Consider the following 19,902-nt stretch of genomic DNA (forward strand, 5'->3'; position numbering starts at 1 on the left):
ATTTATGTCAGACAGAGGGCTTGTGTTAATTTACAGGGAATAAAATCAGGAAAAGGAATTATCCACGATTTAAAATTAGGATGGGTTCAGTCGGTGGCCGCTGCAGACGAAAGCTCCATGTTATTAATAAAAGAAGTTCCGTCGCTCAGTTGGCTGGCAAGTTGCCCGATGGTAGTTTTCTGAAACGCATCCAGCAATGCTTCTCTCGCTATTTTATACTGATTATGCATCGGACAAGGATGCTTTTCTGAACATTGCTCTAATCCAAGTCCGCATTCTCTGAACACCGCCATGCCATCAATAGCATTCACAATGTTTATAACGGGTTGTTCCAATTGAAACTGATCAATGAAAAATCCACCATACGGGCCTTTAAGGGATGTAATTATGCGATGCTTGTTCAGAATCTGCAAAATCTTTGCTGTAAATGCTTCGGGCGCATCTACTTCTTTTGCTATTTCTTTCACATTCAGCTTTATGCCCAATTCTATTTTAGAAGCCACAAAAACTGTTGCTCTTATTCCGTATTTACATGCTTTTGAAATCATAACGATTGGGATGTATTTAAAGATTGAGATATCTTATCCTGCTTGTAATAAAATGTTTTAATTCCTAAAATCAACAGCAAAATAATTTTTAGTATTTCTCCTGCAACATAATATAAATGAATTGAACTCGGAGCTGGATCCGTCCCTTTTTGCATCATTGCAATCCTTAAATCCAGATTGGGCATTAACCAATACATTTGAATAAGTAATACCAATCCGGTTAAAAGAATAAGTTGGAGTATATATTTAGGAGTATCTGAAAAAAAATAACCGGCCAGCACTAACAGAAATAAAATGGTTTCTACGTTATTTAAAGCATGAAAAACTAAATTTCCAATTCCAACTCCGATTAGTAAGGTAACACCTGGAGCCTGGAATTTTAAAGGAGTTTCAATAAAGCTGATGCCCATTAATAAGCCTGCCCAAACAAAAGAAAGTGCCACGATTGCGAGTATCGCTACATTTTTCATTAAAATATTGGTTTTTTGTTTCCGGATTCAAGATCTTTTAATCTGATCTGAAACATATTTGCCATGATCATTCCTCTTTTTTTTGCATCCTCTGCAGTGGGGCCTTCAAAATTCGCATCAATAGTTTCATTAAACAAGTTTAACCAATGTTTAAAATGCTCTTCATTGATTTCCATGGTGGCGTGTTTCATAAACGGATTACCGTTATAACCTTTAACTCCAAAAAGTGCGGCATTCCAGAATGTGTACATTTTCTCTAAATGAGGAGTCCAGTGAGTGGAAAGCCGGAAGTTGAATATAGGAGCGAGGAGCTCATCTTTTTGAACTTTAGCATAAAACTCATCCACCATTAGCTTTATATCTTCAATTCCCCGGATATCGTGTTTTGTTTGCATTGTTATTTCAGGTATGTAATCTGAGAGCAAAGATAATAAAAAAACCAAAAAGGATAATTTTATCTTAAATAGATTTTGTAAGTTTGAAATGAGCAATCTGTAAGAAACATGATTTGTGATAAACCCTTAAATTTTTGCAAAATGATTAGTATAAACGATGAAACAATAGGCTCGATGGTAGCCCGGAATTACAAAGCGGCATCTGTATTTCAAAAATTTGGAATTGATTTTTGCTGCAAAGGAGGCAGAACTCTGGAGGAAGCTTGTAAGGAAAAACAAGTAGATGCAGAAACTGTAAAGAATGAGGTAGATGCTGTATTATCTAAAAAGGATAATGAATCTATTGATTTTAAATCATGGCCTTTAGATCTCCTGGCCGATTATATTGAAAAGAAACATCATCGCTATGTAACAGAAAAGGCTCCCGAATTAACTGCCTATCTTCATAAAATTAACAAAGTGCACGGAGAAAAGCATCCCGAATTAAATGAGATTTATAATTTGTTTGTCGCATCTGTTCAAGAACTGAGCAGCCACATGAAAAAAGAGGAGAATATTCTTTTCCCTTTTATCAGGAAGATGGTAGAAACAAAAAGTAAGGGAAGAGTATTAAATCCTCCTCAATTCGGAACAGTGAAAAATCCAATAGAGGTTATGATGCAGGAACATGTAAATGAAGGCGAAAGGTTTGAGCGCATTTCTAAATTAACAAATTCATATACTGCACCAGAAGACGGTTGCACCACCTATAAAGTTGCTTTTGCTTTGCTGAAAGAATTTGAAGCTGATTTACATGCACATATTCACCTTGAAAATAATATCCTTTTTCCAAAAGCCATAATACTGGAGAAAAACTTTAATGCATGCAGTATTCCGGTAGCATCCAGTCTGTAATGCAGTATAGATAAATTGAACGTAGATAGAGAAATAGCTTGGTATTAAGTTTAATGTTTTTTTCAGGCTGATCAGGCCGTTTATTCTACTCTGATAATTTTATCAGACAACTATTATATTGCGGAAAACAAAATGATAAGTACAGCATTTGCAATTTAGTGTAATGATACCTAAGCTTGTAATAGTTAGGGTTGAGAATGCCTAAGTATTTGAAGATCAACATTGCTGTACTTATTACTTTGGAATGGAAAAAACACAGATCAACCTGAATATATTATTGCCGGAAGTGCCTGATGAGCGGGACGCTTGCGTTGCCCGGCTTATCAATCAGATGGAAGGTCAAAAAGGGGTTGAAGAAGTTCATCTTAAACCACGACAGAATGGAACTCCCGCCCAGCTTTGCTTTCATTATAATGCTGATCTGATCAGCCTTGAGAAGGTAAAGTTTTATGCAGAAAAGGCCGGAGCTTCCATATCAAAGCAATACGGACATCTTATTGCAGATACCAGAGGCTTGAAAGATATGAACCAGGCCAATGTAATTGAAGATAATCTTAAAAAAATTCCCGGCATTCTGGATGTCTCTGTAGGAGGAACCGGGACAATACGAATAGAATTTGATCAGAATATTACAGATAAACACCAGGTAATATCTGCTATCGAAAAATATGACCTTAAGGTAAATGCTTATTTCCAGGTAATAGATCAGGGTCATGTTCATGACCATAATGCCGAAACTTCAGAATACCTGAAAATACATTCATCCGAGAGTGTACATGCACATTCACATGATGATGGTCATGATCACGACCATACTGAAGGTGCGGATCAAACATGGCGAATTTATGTGCCGGTTGCAATCAGCTCCGTTTTACTGATTTTTGGTTTAATAGCCGATAACTATCTAAAACCTCCATTTTTCAGCGGATTTTTACGTCTGATTTATTATATCATAGCATATATTCCTGTCGGCTGGCCGGTTGCATCCCGCGGGATTAAATATGCTGTTAAAGGAAACCTTTTTACAGAATTTTTCCTGATGACACTCGCCACTACAGGGGCTTTTTTTATCGGCGAATACCCGGAAGGAGTTGCTGTTATGCTGTTTTATACCGTAGGTGAGTTGTTCCAGGATTCGGCAGTAAATAAGGCTAAAAGAAGTATAAAGGCATTGCTTGATATCCGGCCAGAATCTGCTTCAGTATTTCGGGACGGAAAGTATCATCAAATTAAGCCGGAAGAAGTTCAGATTGGTGAAATTATCCAGATAAAACCGGGTGAAAAGGTGGCTCTTGACGGAGAAATGCTTTCTGAAAGCAGCAGTTTTAATACGGCTGCCCTTACAGGGGAGAGTAAACCTTCTACTCTTCGTAAAGGAGAAAATATTCTGGCGGGGATGATCAACCAGGAAAAGCTTCTGGAGCTGAGAGTGAATAAGCTTTACAATGATAGTTCTCTTGCCCGAATCCTAAACCTGGTGCAGGAAGCTACTACCAGAAAGGCCAAGACGGAACAATTTATCCGTAAATTTTCCCGTATGTACACGCCTGTAATTGTTTTTCTGGCTATCTGTATTGTCTTTCTCCCATATTTATTTGATAAGGATTATGTTTTCAATGAGTGGTTGTACCGGGCATTGGTATTTCTTGTAGTTTCCTGTCCCTGTGCATTGGTTATTTCCATTCCACTGGGTTACTTCGGAGGAATCGGGGCTGCATCACATGCCGGAATCCTGTTTAAAGGCTCCAATTTTCTGGACCTGATGACCAAAGTGAATATGGTGGTGATGGATAAAACGGGAACACTTACCAAAGGTGTATTCAAAGTACAGGAAGTGAAAAGCCTGCATGGAGATGAAAATGAATGGCTACCTCTTGCTGCAGCTTTGGAATCTAAATCTACACACCCGGTAGCACAGGCAGTTGCTGATTATGCAGCGGAGAAAAGTCATCAGGCTTCGGTTGAAAATGCAGAAGAAATTAATGGGCATGGCATCAGGGGGATGGTGAACGGAAAGCCATTGTTGGCCGGAAATGTCAAACTGATGGAGAAATTTAATGTAGCCGTACCTCAAGAGCTGAAAAACCTGGTTGATACAATTGTTTTAGTGGCGATAAATGGGGAGTTAGCAGGTTATATAATTATTGCTGATGAACTAAAAGAAGACAGCAAAGAAGCTATTGCCGCACTTCATAAGAGACATATTAAAACGGTAATGCTCTCCGGCGATAAGCAGGCGGTAGTTGATAAAATTGCAAGTGAACTGGGTATAGACAATGCTTACGGCGACCTGCTGCCTGAAAATAAAGTTCAGCGGCTGGAAGAATTAAAAAAAGACCTTGAAAATGTAATTGCTTTTGTCGGCGACGGCATTAATGATGCTCCGGTATTGGCTTTAAGTGATGTGGGTATTGCCATGGGCGGACTTGGCAGCGATGCCGCAATTCAAACGGCTGATGTAATTATACAAACCGATCATCCATCTAAAATTGCCAAAGCTATTGATATGGGAAAGGCAACAAACCGGGTAGTGTGGCAGAATATTTCTTTCGCATTCGTGGTTAAAGGTATCGTTCTTATTTTAGGTGCGGGTGGACTTGCCACAATGTGGGAAGCTGTTTTTGCGGATGTAGGCGTAGCTTTACTGGCTATTTTAAATGCTGTAAGAATCCAAAAAATGAAGTTTTAAAATTATTCACCCTGATCTTACATTGATTTTTAAATAAGAATTTAACCTGGTTTGTATGTCTGGAATAATAACGATCACCTTTAGTCCATGTATCGATAAAAGCACATCGGTACCGGCTTTGATCCCTGAAAAAAAGTTAAAATGCAGTATGCCTGTCCTGCAACCCGGCGGCGGGGGTATCAATGTGGCAAGAGCCATCAAATATCTTGGAGGAGAGGCGACAGCTGTTTTTCCTTCCGGAGGTTATACCGGCAAGTTTTTTAATCATCTACTGGAAATGGAAAATATCACTTCCCTTATTATAGAATCCAGTTCTGAAACCAGGGAAAATATTATTATCGTCGAAGAATCGAGTACGAATCAGTATCGCTTTGGGATGCCGGGCACCCAACTAAGCGAAGAAGAATGGAAAAAATGCCTTAAAGCGGTTGAAGAAAATGATTCAGCAGGATTCATTGTTGCCAGTGGCAGTTTACCTCCCGGAGTACCTGCAGATATATATGCGCAACTGGCCAAAATTGCAAAAAGCATCAATGCAAAACTTATTGTAGATACTTCCGGCGAAGCGTTAAAGCGAGCGGCTGATGAAGGCGTGTATTTATTAAAACCAAATCTTTCGGAATTGGGTACACTGGCGGGCTTAGAAAATATAGATGCAGGAGCAGTGGAATCAATTGCTAAGAAGCTGATTCTTGAGAATAGCTGTGAGGTGATGATTGTTTCGCTGGGAAGTGAGGGGGCCATATTGGTTACAAAAGAAGAAAGCTACAAGGTCAAACCACCAAAGGTTGACCGAAAAAGTACAGTTGGCGCCGGCGACAGTATGGTAGCAGGAATAGTCATCAGTTTATCAAGAGGTATGAGTTTAAAAGAAGCTTTGCAGTATGGAGTGGCTTGTGGTTCGGCGGCCACAATGAATGAAGGCACAAGTTTATGCAGAAAAGAAGATGCTGACAGGTTGTTTGAACGGATCAAACTTGAGTAATTATGATTTTGCCCAAATGATAGAATTGATTCCAATTTTTATCATTGAACAGGCTGATTATAATCATCAGTTAATATTCAACATCCATTTAATTTTATTTTTCTTAATATATAACTGAAATGAGCTTACTCTTTTTCTGTATGGCAATTTGTTTTTCAACTATTCTGAAGGATCAAAATGCCGCAGAAATAGTCCAGAAAGCAGATCAGAAAATGCGTGGGAGCACCATGCAGGCAGAGATGAGCATTAAAACCACAAGGCCAACCTGGTCGCGGGAAATGAAATGCAAGGTGTGGACAAAAGGAAACAGCCTGTCTATGATCCTGATCCAATCGCCTGCCAGAGATAAGGGCATCTCTTTTCTCAAAAGAAATAAAGAAGTATGGAACTGGTTGCCCGCCCTGGAACGGAGCATCAAACTACCTCCGTCTATGATGAGTCAAAGCTGGATGGGAACGGATTTTACCAATGATGATCTGGTTAAGGAATCGTCAATTGTAGAGGATTATGTGCACACCCTGAAGGGAGATACGGTTATCCAGAACAGGGAATGCTATATTATTCAGATGATTCCAAGGCCGGAAACAGCGGTGGTGTGGAGCAAAGTGATCGTCTGCATTGATAAAAAAGATTTTATGGAACTTCATAGCCGTTTTTACGATGAGGAGGGAGAGCTTGTTAATACTATGAATGGCTATGATGTGAAAATGATGGATGGGAGGCTGATACCAACACGTTTTGAAATGATTCCAACCGGTAAAAAAGGACAAAAAACAGAAATGATTTACTGGTTTATCAAATATAACCGGCCAATACCTGATGAATTCTTTAGCACTGAAAAAATGAAAGCATTGACTTAGTACTAACTAATCTATGAAAGATGTGGATGATTCAAATGGCATGGAAAAACATGTGGCGCAATCGAAGCCGGACCATCATTACCATGTCGGCGATATTCTTCGCCGTCATTTTATCCATTTTAGCAAGCAGTTTACAGGATGGAATTTTTAAAAATCTGGTTAAGAATGTTGTAAGTTTTTATACGGGCTATGTACAGGTTCATAAGCAGGGTTATTGGAATGAACAGATTTTGGACAACAGTTTTCAATCCTCAGTATATTCAGAAAAGAAAATTTTAGTAAATAAGTACGTGGCTGGTCTTACCGCCAGGCTGGAATCATTCGCTTTGGCTTCTTCTGGAGAAATTACAAAAGGATGCTTGGTTGTTGGGATAGATCCTGAAAAAGAAAATATAATCACTTTACTTAAAGACAAGGTTGTTAAAGGAAGCTATCTCAAAGATAATGACCGGGCAGTATTACTTTCTGAGGGTTTGGCGGAGCGGTTAAAATTGGGTGTTAATGATACACTGATTTTAATAGGTCAGGGCTATCATGGAGCTACGGCTGCAGGCAAATATTTAATAAAAGGTATTTTAAAATTTGGTTCCCCCGATCTTAATGAAAAGGCCTTATTCATGCCTTTGCCTATTGCGCAGGATTTTTATGGGGCATACGGAAGGGTTACGTCCTATGTTCTTGCTTTAAATAATTCCGGGGAAATGCAATCCACGGCAACGGATGTTGGTAAAGCGCTGGGAAGCAGTTTTGAAGTAATGACCTGGGAGCAAATGATTCCGGACATTAAGCAGCATATTGAATCTGATTCAAATAGCATGAAAAATATTCAGGGAATTTTATACATGCTTATTTGTTTTGGGATTTTCGGGACTTTACTGATGATGATGGTTGAACGAAAATTTGAAATGGGCATGCTTGTGGCCATCGGTATGAAGAAGAAGTGGCTCATTATTCTACTTCTGTTCGAATCTGTATTTACGGTGCTGGCCGGCTGCATATTTGGCATTATTGTCTGTATTCCTCTTGTTTATTACTTGAACAGAAATCCTCTGAAGATGGGTGGAGAAACCTCTAAAGCTTACGAAGAATTTGGATTTGAACCCATTTTCCCCACATCAATTGATGCGGCGAATTTTATAAATCAAGGGCTAATTGTTCTTGTTATTGGTTTGTTACTATCTCTATATCCCATTTATAAAATACTCCGGCTTGACCCTGTAAAGGCAATGAAACGCTAAACTCATGATTATAATAATGGCATGGCGAAATATATGGCGTAATAAGATGCGAAGCATGGTTATTATATTATCTATAGCGGTCGGATTGTTTGCAGGCATTGCTGTGCTCGCCTTGTATAAGGGAATGATGAAAAGCAGGGTACGGACGTTGATTTATGCTGAGGCTGGTCATCTGCAGATACATGACAGCAATTTTAAAAAAGATTATGATCCCCGATATGTGATTATTAATGGGTCTAAAATAATAAAAGAAATTGCATCAGCGCCAGGGGTTTTACTGGCTGCACCGCGAAGCATCACTCAAGGTATGCTGGCCACTACCACGGGTAGTGCGGGTGTTCAAATTAATGGTGTAATACCTGAATTGGAATATGCTGTATCCCAGTTAAAAAGAAAAATTGTAGAAGGGGCAAAATTTAACTCTGCTAAAAAAAATGAAGTCCTGATCGGGAAAAAACTGGCTGATAAAATGAAATTAAAACTTCGCTCCAAGCTTGTTCTGACATTTACAGATTCCTCCGGAACAATAGTTTCCGGGGCCTTTCGGGTAGCCGGTATTTTTCAAAGTGATAATGCTCCGCTGGATGAAAAAAATGTTTATGTTGATATAAAAGATTTAAATGCCTTGCTAAGTATTAGTTATGCTTTTCATGAGATTGTTATTCTGCTCGACAGAGATGAAGATGTCAGCAGCATTCAGGATAATTTAAGAAGAAGGTATCCGGGTTTGTTAATTGAATCATGGAGAGAAATATCACCCGAAACGGATCTCTTAGTAAAAACCACAAACCAATATTCCTACATCATCATGATAATCATTATGATTGCCCTGGCCTTTGGTATCATTAATACCATGCTAATGGCCATAATAGAAAGAACCAGGGAAATTGGCATGATGCTCGCTCTGGGTATAAACAGGCTGCGGCTATTTACTCTTATTTTGCTCGAAACTATTTTCCTCACTCTCGCCGGAACTCCTATTGGAATTCTGGCAGCCTGGCTGATTATTAATTACTATAACAAAAAGGGGCTTAACTTATCAGGTTTGGGTGAAGAAATGATGAGCAGCTTTGGTTTTGGAATGATCATTTATCCGGAATTTCCCATCGATAAATTAGCCGGAGTGCTGATTATAGTAATTGCTACAGCCATTATTTCCTGTTTATTTCCGGCTTTAAGAGCTTTGATGCTTCAGCCGGTTGTGGCCTTAAGAAGATAAAAAATTAAACGATGGACACTGTGATTGATGCTCATAATATCAGCAAGGTATATAACCCTGAAACCATACCGGTTTATGCTGTAAATAATGTGCATCTGCATTTAAAAAAGGGTGAATTTACTGCTTTGGTAGGTCCTTCAGGCTCAGGTAAAACAACTTTACTGAATTTGATAGGTGGGCTAGACAAACCAGATGAAGGGAATATTCTTATAAATGGGATAGACATCACTAAATTATCAGCCAATGATCTTATCGATTTCAGACTCCACAACATCGGTTTTGTCTTTCAATCTTTTAACCTAATTCCCGTTTTAACGGCGAAGGAAAATGTAGAATTTATCATGCAGCTGCAGCGCATAAATAAAAAGCAGCGGGATGAACGGATTAAACAATTGTTTAAAGAGATTGATCTGGAAGATAAACTCAACGAACGGCCTTCGAAACTTTCCGGAGGACAGCAGCAGCGTGTAGCGGTAGCAAGGGCTCTTGCCTCCAAACCAAAGTTTATTCTGGCTGATGAACCTACTGCCAACCTTGATTCTAAATCGGCCTCCAATCTGTTAGATATAATGGACAAACTAAACCGGGAGGAAAACATAACCTTTCTTTTCTCTACTCATGACCAGCGGGTTATTGACCGGGCCAGAAGAGTAATCACATTGGTAGATGGAAGAATTGTGAGCGATACGGCAGAGGTTTCAACCAAACATGAAGATGCAGATATGAAGCACTAAAGACTACAGGATGAAAAAGCTGATGCTGTTATTCTTTTGCATTACGGTCCAAATCCCTTCACTTGCTCAGGATAGCCTGATTCTGCCTAAACAGCTGGAAGTAGATGGATATATTAAGAATCTTCAGAGTCTCAATTTTGATAGAACTTTTAAAAATTTGATAACACTTAATCTCCTTCACAACCGTCTAAATTTTAAATGGAAAAGCTCTGAGCATTTTATAGCGGTAACCGAACTGCGAACCCGGGTGTTTTGGGGGGAGGAAGTAAAACAAACCCCGGGATTTGCTTCATTACTGCGAAATGAAATTGAAAAAATAAATTTACAAACGACCTGGATAGACAATGAATCGCTGGTTGCACATACTAATGTGGAGAGGCTTTACCTGGATTACAGGAAGAATAATTTAAATGTGAGATTAGGACGTCAGCGAATTAATTGGGGTGTTACAGGCACATGGAACCCCAATGATATTTTTAATGCATATAATTTCCTTGATTTTGATTATGAAGAACGCTCCGGAGTAGATGGCGGGAAAGTTCATTTAGATATACGCCCCTTGTCCAGTACAGAAATTGCGTATTCTTTTAGCGGAAAAAAAGGGAGTGTCGCCGCAATCAGGTATTCATTAAATAAGTGGAATTATGATATGCAGCTAATCACAGGCTGGTATAATGACCGTCTTACAGCCGGACTTGGATGGGCGGGTTATATTAAAGATGCAGGTTTTAAAGGCGAAACTCAGTATTACTTTGCCGCAAAAAATACCGCATCTCATATCAACCTGACCCTGGAAGGAGATTACATGCTTAAAAACGGCTGGTACTTAAATGCCGGATTTTTATTAAACCAAGAAGGTTTAAATAAGCCTGTAAGCAATTGGGAGGATATTAACCTGAAACTCTCCTCAGAAAACCTGATGCCCACTAAATGGAATTTCATATTAACTACAGCCAAAGAATTGAATCCCTTGCTGTCGGCAAATGTAGGGGTTCTATACGCCCCCGGAACAGAACTGCTGATATTGCTTCCTTCGTTTAATTATAATATGTCTCCAAATCTTGATGTAAATCTGCTAGGTCAATCATTTTTTGCTTCCTTAAACGGGAACATGGAAGCAGTTAATCACCACTTTTTTTTAAGAGTAAAATGGAGTTTTTAGCGGATGTGACAAACGTCATAATTATTAATGAGGATAGTCAATTTTAATTTACAACCTGACTATTAACTTGTAATCTCAAATAAATCATTTCTATTATGAAAAAGTCATCTAAAATACTTGCTGCGATGGGCTTTGTAGCTTTTGCAGGTGTGATTGTCGGGATTATGATTGCTCCTGATAAAGGCAGCAGAACCATCAGGAAAATTAAAGACAAGGGTAGAAGAATTGCTGATGATTTAGAGGATACCGTCCGAAAAGGTAAAGAAAAACTTCATGATCTCAGAGAAAAAGCGGATGAGTTTATTTAAAATCTTAGCATTTTATAATATACAAGGTCTTTCAAAGGATTTAAATGGTTCTCTTCTTAAATAAAATTTAAGAGAATTCTGATAATTTTTAAAATTGAATCTATTTATTGAGAGTTGTTTCTATTCAGAACATTAAATATTCTGCAATCTTATGCCGGAAAAGGTAATTCATTTACATAACATTCAGGGATTATCTGATCAGCAGGTTAACGAACTTCGGGAAAAGTATGGAGAAAATATTTTTCATGCTGATTCCTCCGGCCGCTTTATACATATAATTTGGGATATCATTAAAGAGCCGATGTTTATACTTCTGGCTATTGCATGCTCTTTATATTTTATTTTGAATCAGCCCGAAGAAGGTTTTTTGATGCTTTTGGCGATGATTTTTGTGTCAGCTATTTCTTTTTATCAGGAAGTGAAAAGCAGCAATGCCTTAAAAGCCTTAAAGCAGTATACAGAGCCGAAGGTACGGGTAATTAGAAATGCAGAGGAATTGACTATATCGTCGCAGGAACTTGTTCCCGGAGATATTATTTTGCTGGAAGAAGGCATGAATATTCCTGCAGATGCGGTCATTCTGGAGGAAAATGATTTTACGGTAAATGAATCAATTATTACGGGTGAATCTTTGCCGGCTGATAAAGAGGAAACGGAAGGAAAAAACCTCTTATATCAGGGAACCACAATCAACAGCGGGAAGTGTACAGCAAAAGTTACCACTACCGGCAACAATACTGTTTTAGGTAAACTTGGTAAATCTTTGGGGAGTTATAATCCTCCCAAAACAATGCTTCAACAGCAAATTAATGTATTTGTGCGCCGTCTTGCTTTATTTGGTTTACTTGGGTTTTTTATCATTTTCATTGTAAATTATCTCAATCACGGCGAATGGGTTATAAGTCTTTTGTTTGCTTTAACCTTAGCAATGTCTGCCGTACCCGAAGAAATTCCTGTCGCATTTTCTTCTTTTATGGCATTGGGCGCTTATAAAATGAGCAAGCTGGGGATTATTTCCAGGCAACCTCAGGTAGTTGAAAATCTTGGAGCGGTAAGCGTCATCTGTTTCGATAAAACGGGTACAATCACAGAGAATAAAATGCAGGTTAAAACTATTTATGACTTTGCCAGCGATGCCTTAATTGATCTGGATGATTCTGTTGATCTGAAAAATAAAAATGTATTGCGTTTTGGAGTTTTGGCCAGTGAAAAGAATCCATTCGATGCAATGGAGAAAGCAATTTGGGAGGCATTTTATTTGTTTGCTGATGGCAAAGGTCATGAAGTGCAGAAAATGATATTTGAATATCCATTGGAAGGGCAGCCGCCTATGATGACTCATGTTTATGAAATCAATTCAGTTAAGGTAGCCGCCGGAAAAGGTGCAGGAGAGCGGATTATAGCAATCAGCAAATTGAAAGAAGCTGACCAGGAAAAAATAGCCCAGCATATTAAAACGCTGGCTTCAAAAGGGTACCGTGTTATTGCCGTTTCGAGTGCGGTGTATTCAGGTCTTCAGCTTCCTGCACATCAGAACGATTTTGACTGGCAGTTTGAAGGTCTGCTTGCTCTTTATGATCCTCCCAAAAAGAATATCAGGGAGGTACTTAAAAAATTTGATAACGCCAAAATTGATGTTAAACTTATCACCGGCGATTATCCCGAAACAGCAATCAACATAGGTGGTCAGGTTGGCATCCCCAATCACCTTAAATTCCTCAGCGGCGAACAGGTAATGAGCCTGAGTACAGCGGAGCTTCAACAAAAAGTTAATACCATTCATATTTTTGCCCGTATGTTTCCGGATGCGAAATTAAAGGTTATTGAAGCCTTAAAAGCAAATGGAGAAATTGTAGCCATGACAGGCGACGGAGTAAATGATGGCCCGGCATTAAAATCTGCCAGCATTGGTATTGCAATGGGGCAAAAGGGAACGGAGATTGCCCGACAGGCTTCAGATCTGATCCTGACGGATGATAATATGGAACGGATGGTTACCGCCTTATATGAAGGAAGAAAAATTTTCAGTAACCTTAAAAAAGCCGTTCGATATATTATCTCCATTCATATTCCTATTGTGCTGGTTGCCTCACTGCCTGTAATTCTGGGCTGGACCTATCCCAATATTTTTACCCCTATTCATGTTATTTTCATGGAATTGATAATGGGTCCCACTTGTTCTATTTTTTTTGAAAGAGAACCTGTAGAAGAAAATATTATGCAGCAAGGTCCAAGGGAAAGAAAAGGAAGCCTGTTTACGCGGAACGAACTTCTGGTGAGTATTATTCAGGGACTGATGATTGCCGCCGGAGCATTAATTCTGTATTTTTATTATATGAGTAATGGTTCCAGTCTCGAACAAACCCGTACCATTGTTTTTACAATGCTGATACTAAGCAATATTTTCCTAACGTTTGCCAATAGATCATTTACTAAAACACTCTACTATACAGTACGTTATAAAAATAATCTGGCGCCTTATATTTTAATAATTTCCGCATTTTTCCTGATTTGTCTCCATTTCGTTCCTTATGTTAGAAATGTGTTTCAACTTAGTTCTATAACATTAGTACAGTTTTGGAATTGTTTCGGAGTAGCACTGCTCAGCGTATTTTGGTTTGAGCTTTACAAAATCAGATTCTTACATTCAGCTGTAGATCTTAAATTCTAATAATCACAAGTTTATGTTTTTTATTTCCATTAATAATCTTTGAATTTTTGTTGATTCTGAACAAAAAACCTTAAATTAATTATTATAAAATCGTGATATCTCTTTATGAACAGAAATGAAAGCTCAAATCATTTTGAAGCATTTTTTGAGTATGCTACTATGGGAATCCTGGTTACAAACAAAAACGGCGAAATTACCGCTATCAATCCTTTTGCAATTCAGGAGTTCGGGTATTCTGAGCGAGATCTGATTGGTGAAAAAATTGAAAGATTAATTCCCTCTAGATTTCATACCAGGCATATTGTTCATCGTGGAAAATTTTCCAAAAATCCACAGACAAGGCCCATGGGTTTGGGAATGGACTTATATGCACTAAAAAAGGATGGTACCGAATTTCCGGTAGAGGTTAGTCTGGGTAATTATTTTAATGAAGGAAACAGATTTGTAATTGCTTTTATCAATGATATATCCGTCCGTAAGGCAGCGGAAGCTAAAGTAGAGAAACTAAATAATGAACTGGAAGAAACCGTTGCACAGCGCACCCGGGACTTACAGGAAACATTACATCAACTGAATATTTCCAAAGATAAGCTGCAGGATGTGCTTTCTTATCAAAAAGCTTTGCTGGATAATGCAGGAGCATTAATAATTGCCACTGACGTGAACGGTATAATCAAGCTTTTTAATCCCGAAGCTTCCCGTCTTACCGGGTACAGTGAATCTGAAGTTATTGATAAGGCTACACCTCTTTTATTTCATGATCAGAGCGAAGTTGAAAAAAAGCGCATAAAATTAGAGAGTGAATTTGGACTAAAGTTTACAAATGATTTTGCAGTATTGGTTGAAAAATCCAGACGAAATATTCATGAAGAAGAACAATACACTTACATAACCAAAAGCGGAGATTCATTTCCTGTATCCTTAACTATTACTTCTATACGAGATGTTACAGGAGAAATTACCGGTTTTATGGGCATTGCAATTGATATTTCAAAAAGAATAAAAGCGGAGGAGGATCTCAGGGAGTCGCTAGAAAAGGAAAAGGAACTGAATGAACTGAAATCAAGGTTTGTTTCTATGGCTTCGCATGAATTCCGAACACCATTAAGTACGGTTCTCTCATCAGCTTATTTAATTGAAAAATATAGGGTTATAGAAGATCAGCCACAGCGTGAAAAACATCTTCAGCGTATTATTTCTTCGGTAAGCATGCTGACCGATATTCTGAATGATTTTTTAAGTGTGGGAAAAATTGAAGAAGGTAAGATTCAGGTCAGGATTACAGAATTTGACATAGAACAGCAGCTCACTTTGATTTTATCGGAAATTAAGCATATCCTAAAAGATCGTCAAAAAGTACAGTATGTTCATGAAGGAAGTTCTCTTGTGTTTTTGGACAGTTCGCTGCTAAAGCATATTGTTATGAATTTAATCTCCAACGCAAGTAAGTTTTCACCGGAGGATGGTGCTATTGAAATCAAAACCATACATAACGAACAGCATATTTATCTTTCGGTAAAAGATCATGGAATAGGAATTTCTAAAGACGATCAAAAACATTTAATGGAACGCTTTTTCCGTGGTACAAATGCAGGCCATATTCAGGGTACAGGTCTCGGATTGCATATAATTTCTAAATATGCCGAGCTGATGAATGGTGCCGTTCAATGTATAAGTGAACTTGAAAAAGGTACAGAGTTTGTCATTACATTTAATACTAAAAAAGTGTAATTAAATAAACGACTTTCACATTTATACATTGGAATAGTGAAGATGATAATGCTGGTTTTGTTTTTATAAATTATTTGATATTCACTGATTAAATGCCTTTTAAATATTAATTAAATAGAATTTAAAATCAATCTGTTCGGATGAAAACGATTTTGCTGATAGAAGATAATGACGATATCCGCAATAATACGGCGGAAATTCTGGAACTGTCAAATTACAAGGTAATAGTGGCAGAAAATGGAAAGACGGGTATTGAAAAAGCCCTGAAATACATGCCTGATTTAATCATTTGCGATATATTGATGCCCGTACTGGATGGATACGGAGTATTGCATGCCATTCATAAAAATGATAAGATCAAGAATATTCCTTTCATTTTTCTAACTGCAAAAACAGAAAGATCTGATTTTAGAAAAGGCATGGAGCTTGGAGCGGATGATTATATAACCAAACCTTTTAATGGAACAGAATTGTTAAATGCCGTTGATAGTCGCCTTAAAAAACTGGATTTATTAAAACAGGACCTGACTCCTGATTTACAAGGTCTTAAACAATTAATTCAGGTTTCATTCGGGAAAAATGTATTGCAATCTCTTACCGAAGAGCGGAACATAAATAAATACAAAAAAAAGCAAATCGTGTATTCAGAAGGCAATCATCCCAACAGGTTGTATTATGTAATAAAAGGGAAAGTGAAAGCCTATAAGACAAATGAAGATGGTAAAGAACTGGTAACTGATCTTTTTAGTCCGGGAGATTTTCTGGGACATATTGCTTTGCTGGAGGGAACAGTGTACAAAGACATGGCTGAAACTTTAGAAGAAACCGAACTGGCAGTGATTCCTAAGGAAGATTTTGAAGAAATAATTAATAAAAATCCGGAAGTAGCCAAGAAATTTATTCAGTTGCTGGCAAGGAATATTTCTGAAAAAGAAAGCCACTTATTGGGACTTGCTTATAATTCACTTCGTAAAAAAGTGGCCGATGCACTGATTATGCTCCAAAATAAATACCAGGAAACTCAGGAAGAAAAGTTTGAAATACATATCAGCAGAGAAAGTTTGGCTACTATTGCAGGTACGGCTACAGAATCACTTATCAGAACACTCAGCGATTTTCGTACTGAAAAGATGATAGATATTAAAGACGGTAATATTACTATTATTAACAGAAGTAAGCTCGAGCATTTGCTTAACTAAAACAAATTAAAAAAATGTAATAAAACGGTTTATAATAATCACTGATATTGCTTTTTTAACATGCTTAGGAATATGATGCTAGTTCCTGTGAATAAAATTACTGCAGCCACAAGCAGCATCAGATTTATGTGGGGCACAACATTATATATTAAAGCTGCAACTCCCTGTAACATTAAAAGAATTTCGTTAATAAGAATACCTGCAATAAAAATGTAAGCGCCCATTTTTATTTTTTTTGTAACAGCTATCAGTTCAAAGGAAAAGATATAGCCAATAATAAATATGCTTGTCACAGCCAATAAGACCAGATGAAGGTAACCGATTATGATGGGCCTGAAACCATATGACAACTGGCTTAATGCTGGGTGAACAGAAGCCGTCTGAAGTAGCAGCTTAATTGAAAATGCTGTTCCGGAAAGAAACAACAATATTTTACCGTGTTTTGAGAACTGTTTATTTACAATGTCCTTATTTGTGATCCAGAACTTAATTATTAAAAACCAGCCTGCCAACTGTGCAATTACAGCGAAAATAATAATTCCATAAGTAAATGCCGACATGGGTATCCATAGTATGGATAACAAGTATGCGGGGATGCATGCAAAACAAAAAAGTAGGAATGCAAACTTTAAATTTTTAACGGATTTATACAGAATTTCTAATCTGGATACAAGCAACCCTATTCCAGCAAACAAAAACCAGCCATTATATTGAAAATGTAAGTAAAAATAGATGTTTGCCAGGTGCCAGTTCTGATCGGTTAACCGGTTTATCATCATGTAAGCCAGGCCAAACGTGCCCAAAGATGAAAAAACACCGAAAGCGAGTGCGGCCTTAATCCATAGAGAACTTACTTTATTTTCCTTGATTCTGTTCAGATCTTTCCAGTAATAAATAGCAAAGCAATAAGAAACCAGAATAGACAGGGTTGAAAAACTTATAGATAAATAATTATAACCCTGTAAAAAGAAACTTATGAGCATACCATAAGCTGTAACTACATTAGCATAAAGTAACCAGCGGTATTTTTTTAGAATCTGTTCTCCGTGTGTTAAAGCTAAATGGTGAATCAGTAACACCATTAAAGTTTGCGTAATCCAGCCTGCAAAAGCAAAATGAGAATGACTGTGTAAGACGTATTTCTGTTCTATGAATGGAAGGGAAAATTCAATTTTATAGCGAAGGATAAATCCAAGAACGGCAACCAGCAATAGGTTTAGAAAAGAAACAGTTAGCCACCTGTGTAAGAATTTACTCATGCAATTTTTCTCAAAATAACATCAAAGAAAATTAAATGAGTATGACTTCAATCATATCGGTAAAAAACACTTTTCCTTTTGCTATGGTCAGTTCTCCCTTATCATGCATATGGCGCATCGTTCTGATCACAGTTTCAACCCTTAAACCCGTCATGTCTGCAATTTGCTGACGGGTTAATTTAAGCTGATTACAATCATTACAAAAGTTTTTATTTTCGGATTTTAGATAATTGAGAAGATTTGCTATCCGTGTTTCCGGACAATGAGAGCCGAACGATTTTATAATTGATAATTTAAAGCGAACTCTTTTTGCAAGCAGCCGCGTAAAAGCAAATTGAATTTCATAATTCTCTTTAATCAGATCGAGAAAGATGGGTTTGTAAAGTCTGATTACTACGCTTTTGGTATCAGATATAGCAGTTGCGGCATATGGACCGTCATCAAAAAGCGGTAATTCGCCAAAGGATTCACCCTGTTCGACAATGCTGTGAATACATTCTTTACCGTCTTCATCAATATTAACCCACCTTACATTGCCGCTTACTAATTGATAATAGTAACTGCAGGATTGACCTTCACTAAAAATAGTTTCGTTGGCACTTAGTTTTTTATAAGTAGCTCCCCATGCTAATAATCGGTCTATTTCAATCATTTGTTATTAAAGTTATCTGCTTATAAACTTTACCAAAGTTAGCCCGGGGCTTAGCTTTCAATTATGACTTGGATTAATTAATTATATGATCTTGCTTATTTTTTTATGCAGGGATTGCTTGGTAGATTTAATTTCTACATGCTTATTAAACTTTGAGTTAACTTCTGTTTAATAAACCTGATTATCAGCAAGGTACGGTCTTTTTTAGATTTATAAGCGTTCTTTTTTAGTTTATGATTGAACGCATAACAATCTATTTTTTCTATAGGTAAACTTGCATAATCAAATTTTAAATAAAAGATAAAATCACATGAAAAAACTGATTGTACTAAGCCTGGTAGTGTTTTTTATAGGATTTTTAGTTGCCTGCGGAGGTAACAAAAGTTCCGATAATACAGCTGATGAAAGCACTTCAGAAGAAGTAAAAACGGATGAAAATCCGTCTTATGATCCCCAGCGGGGTGAAGGGAAGTTTACAAAAATTGATGTTAGCGCCACTTTAGATGCAGAAAAAGCAGAACTTGGAAATAAAGTATTTCAGGTGAAATGTGGGGGCTGTCATAAACTTACTGACGAAAGGTTAGTGGGCCCGGGATGGGCTGGAGTAACCGAACGCCGGGAACCCGAATGGATTATGAATTTCATCACGAATACCGACGAAATGATTGATAAGGATCCTAAGTTGCAGGCTCAACTTGAATTATGCCTGGTACGGATGCCAAATCAAAGCCTTACAGATGATGACGCCAGAAATCTCCTTGAATTTATGCGTAAAAATGACGGCGTAAAATAGGATAAGCTCCCTAAAGCTCCTCCAAACTTTACAGAAAATTATAATTCATATGAATAGCGATTATCGCTTAACAGGATTTTTATGCCCTGTAAAAT

The 19,902-nt window shown here is 37.6% G+C and carries 18 protein-coding genes; 13 read left to right on the plus strand and 5 right to left on the minus strand.

The genetic code is table 11. The features are described from left to right. Nucleotides 1-86 precede the first annotated feature (86 nt). Genes G521_RS0112190 through G521_RS0112200 form a run of 3 tightly spaced genes read right to left on the minus strand, consistent with a single transcriptional unit; the run spans nucleotide 87 to nucleotide 1,413 of the window. Nucleotides 87-548, minus strand: a complete 462-nt coding sequence (locus tag G521_RS0112190; RefSeq protein WP_026898786.1) for an RrF2 family transcriptional regulator — start codon at nucleotides 546-548, stop codon at nucleotides 87-89. Beyond that, entirely contained in the window at nucleotides 545-1,018 is a 474-nt protein-coding gene (locus G521_RS0112195; RefSeq protein WP_026898787.1) for a hypothetical protein, read from the minus strand. Before G521_RS0112195 ends, G521_RS0112190 begins: the two co-directional genes overlap by 4 nt. Continuing rightward, nucleotides 1,018-1,413 (minus strand): group III truncated hemoglobin, encoded by a 396-nt coding sequence (locus G521_RS0112200; RefSeq protein ID WP_026898788.1) that lies wholly within the window; start codon nucleotides 1,411-1,413, stop codon nucleotides 1,018-1,020. The genes G521_RS0112195 and G521_RS0112200 overlap by 1 nt, the downstream gene beginning before the upstream one ends. Before the next feature lie 141 nt (nucleotides 1,414-1,554). Between G521_RS0112200 and ric the strand changes: the two genes are divergently transcribed. The 12 genes from ric to G521_RS0112265 all read left to right on the plus strand — a co-directional run bounded on the left by ric (nucleotide 1,555) and on the right by G521_RS0112265 (nucleotide 17,103). Then, a complete protein-coding gene (gene ric / locus G521_RS0112205; RefSeq protein WP_026898789.1) occupies nucleotides 1,555-2,307 on the plus strand; it encodes an iron-sulfur cluster repair di-iron protein in 753 nt (250 codons plus the stop codon). A 244-nt stretch (nucleotides 2,308-2,551) separates the two neighbouring features. Then, nucleotides 2,552-4,996: a heavy metal translocating P-type ATPase gene (locus G521_RS0112210; RefSeq protein WP_309425081.1), complete on the plus strand. Its 2,445-nt coding sequence runs from the start codon at nucleotides 2,552-2,554 to the stop codon at nucleotides 4,994-4,996. Nucleotides 4,997-5,051: 55 nt separating this feature from the next. Continuing rightward, complete coding sequence (locus tag G521_RS0112215; RefSeq protein ID WP_026898791.1) at nucleotides 5,052-5,981, plus strand: 1-phosphofructokinase family hexose kinase; 930 nt, start codon at nucleotides 5,052-5,054, stop codon at nucleotides 5,979-5,981. Nucleotides 5,982-6,100: 119 nt separating this feature from the next. After that, the gene (locus G521_RS0112225) at nucleotides 6,101-6,841 is read left to right on the plus strand and encodes an outer membrane lipoprotein-sorting protein (protein WP_051189732.1); all 741 of its coding nucleotides are present in this window, start codon (nucleotides 6,101-6,103) and stop codon (nucleotides 6,839-6,841) included. Between the two features lie 20 nt (nucleotides 6,842-6,861). Beyond that, nucleotides 6,862-8,079 carry an ABC transporter permease gene (locus G521_RS0112230; RefSeq protein WP_026898793.1) on the plus strand — a complete coding sequence of 406 codons (1,218 nt, stop codon included), beginning with the start codon at nucleotides 6,862-6,864 and terminating at the stop codon, nucleotides 8,077-8,079. 16 nt (nucleotides 8,080-8,095) lie between these two features. After that, a complete protein-coding gene (locus G521_RS0112235) occupies nucleotides 8,096-9,298 on the plus strand; it encodes an ABC transporter permease (protein ID WP_220096073.1) in 1,203 nt (400 codons plus the stop codon). An 11-nt stretch (nucleotides 9,299-9,309) separates the two neighbouring features. After that, nucleotides 9,310-10,032, plus strand: a complete 723-nt coding sequence (locus G521_RS0112240; protein WP_026898795.1) for an ABC transporter ATP-binding protein — start codon at nucleotides 9,310-9,312, stop codon at nucleotides 10,030-10,032. A gap of 10 nt (nucleotides 10,033-10,042) precedes the next feature. Then, the gene (locus G521_RS0112245) at nucleotides 10,043-11,194 is read left to right on the plus strand and encodes a hypothetical protein (RefSeq protein WP_026898796.1); all 1,152 of its coding nucleotides are present in this window, start codon (nucleotides 10,043-10,045) and stop codon (nucleotides 11,192-11,194) included. Nucleotides 11,195-11,289: 95 nt separating this feature from the next. Continuing rightward, on the plus strand, nucleotides 11,290-11,502 hold the full coding sequence (locus G521_RS0112250) for a YtxH domain-containing protein (RefSeq protein WP_026898797.1): 213 nt from the start codon (nucleotides 11,290-11,292) through the stop codon (nucleotides 11,500-11,502). A gap of 151 nt (nucleotides 11,503-11,653) precedes the next feature. After that, nucleotides 11,654-14,173 carry a cation-translocating P-type ATPase gene (locus G521_RS0112255; protein ID WP_026898798.1) on the plus strand — a complete coding sequence of 840 codons (2,520 nt, stop codon included), beginning with the start codon at nucleotides 11,654-11,656 and terminating at the stop codon, nucleotides 14,171-14,173. A gap of 105 nt (nucleotides 14,174-14,278) precedes the next feature. Then, nucleotides 14,279-15,904: a sensor histidine kinase gene (locus G521_RS17155; protein WP_051189733.1), complete on the plus strand. Its 1,626-nt coding sequence runs from the start codon at nucleotides 14,279-14,281 to the stop codon at nucleotides 15,902-15,904. A gap of 140 nt (nucleotides 15,905-16,044) precedes the next feature. Beyond that, a complete protein-coding gene (locus G521_RS0112265) occupies nucleotides 16,045-17,103 on the plus strand; it encodes a response regulator (RefSeq protein WP_026898799.1) in 1,059 nt (352 codons plus the stop codon). Nucleotides 17,104-17,141: 38 nt separating this feature from the next. Here G521_RS0112265 and G521_RS0112270 read toward each other — a convergent pair whose 3' ends face one another. Continuing rightward, nucleotides 17,142-18,362 (minus strand): hypothetical protein, encoded by a 1,221-nt coding sequence (locus G521_RS0112270; protein ID WP_026898800.1) that lies wholly within the window; start codon nucleotides 18,360-18,362, stop codon nucleotides 17,142-17,144. A gap of 31 nt (nucleotides 18,363-18,393) precedes the next feature. Then, a complete protein-coding gene (locus G521_RS0112275) occupies nucleotides 18,394-19,014 on the minus strand; it encodes a Crp/Fnr family transcriptional regulator (RefSeq protein WP_026898801.1) in 621 nt (206 codons plus the stop codon). Between the two features lie 310 nt (nucleotides 19,015-19,324). On the opposite strand from G521_RS0112275, the gene G521_RS0112280 reads away from it, so the two are divergent. Beyond that, complete coding sequence (locus G521_RS0112280) at nucleotides 19,325-19,807, plus strand: c-type cytochrome (RefSeq protein ID WP_026898802.1); 483 nt, start codon at nucleotides 19,325-19,327, stop codon at nucleotides 19,805-19,807. Nucleotides 19,808-19,902: the final 95 nt, after the last annotated feature.

The sequence above is a fragment of the Daejeonella oryzae DSM 19973 genome, assembly GCF_000422945.1.
Taxonomy (GTDB): domain Bacteria; phylum Bacteroidota; class Bacteroidia; order Sphingobacteriales; family Sphingobacteriaceae; genus Daejeonella; species Daejeonella oryzae.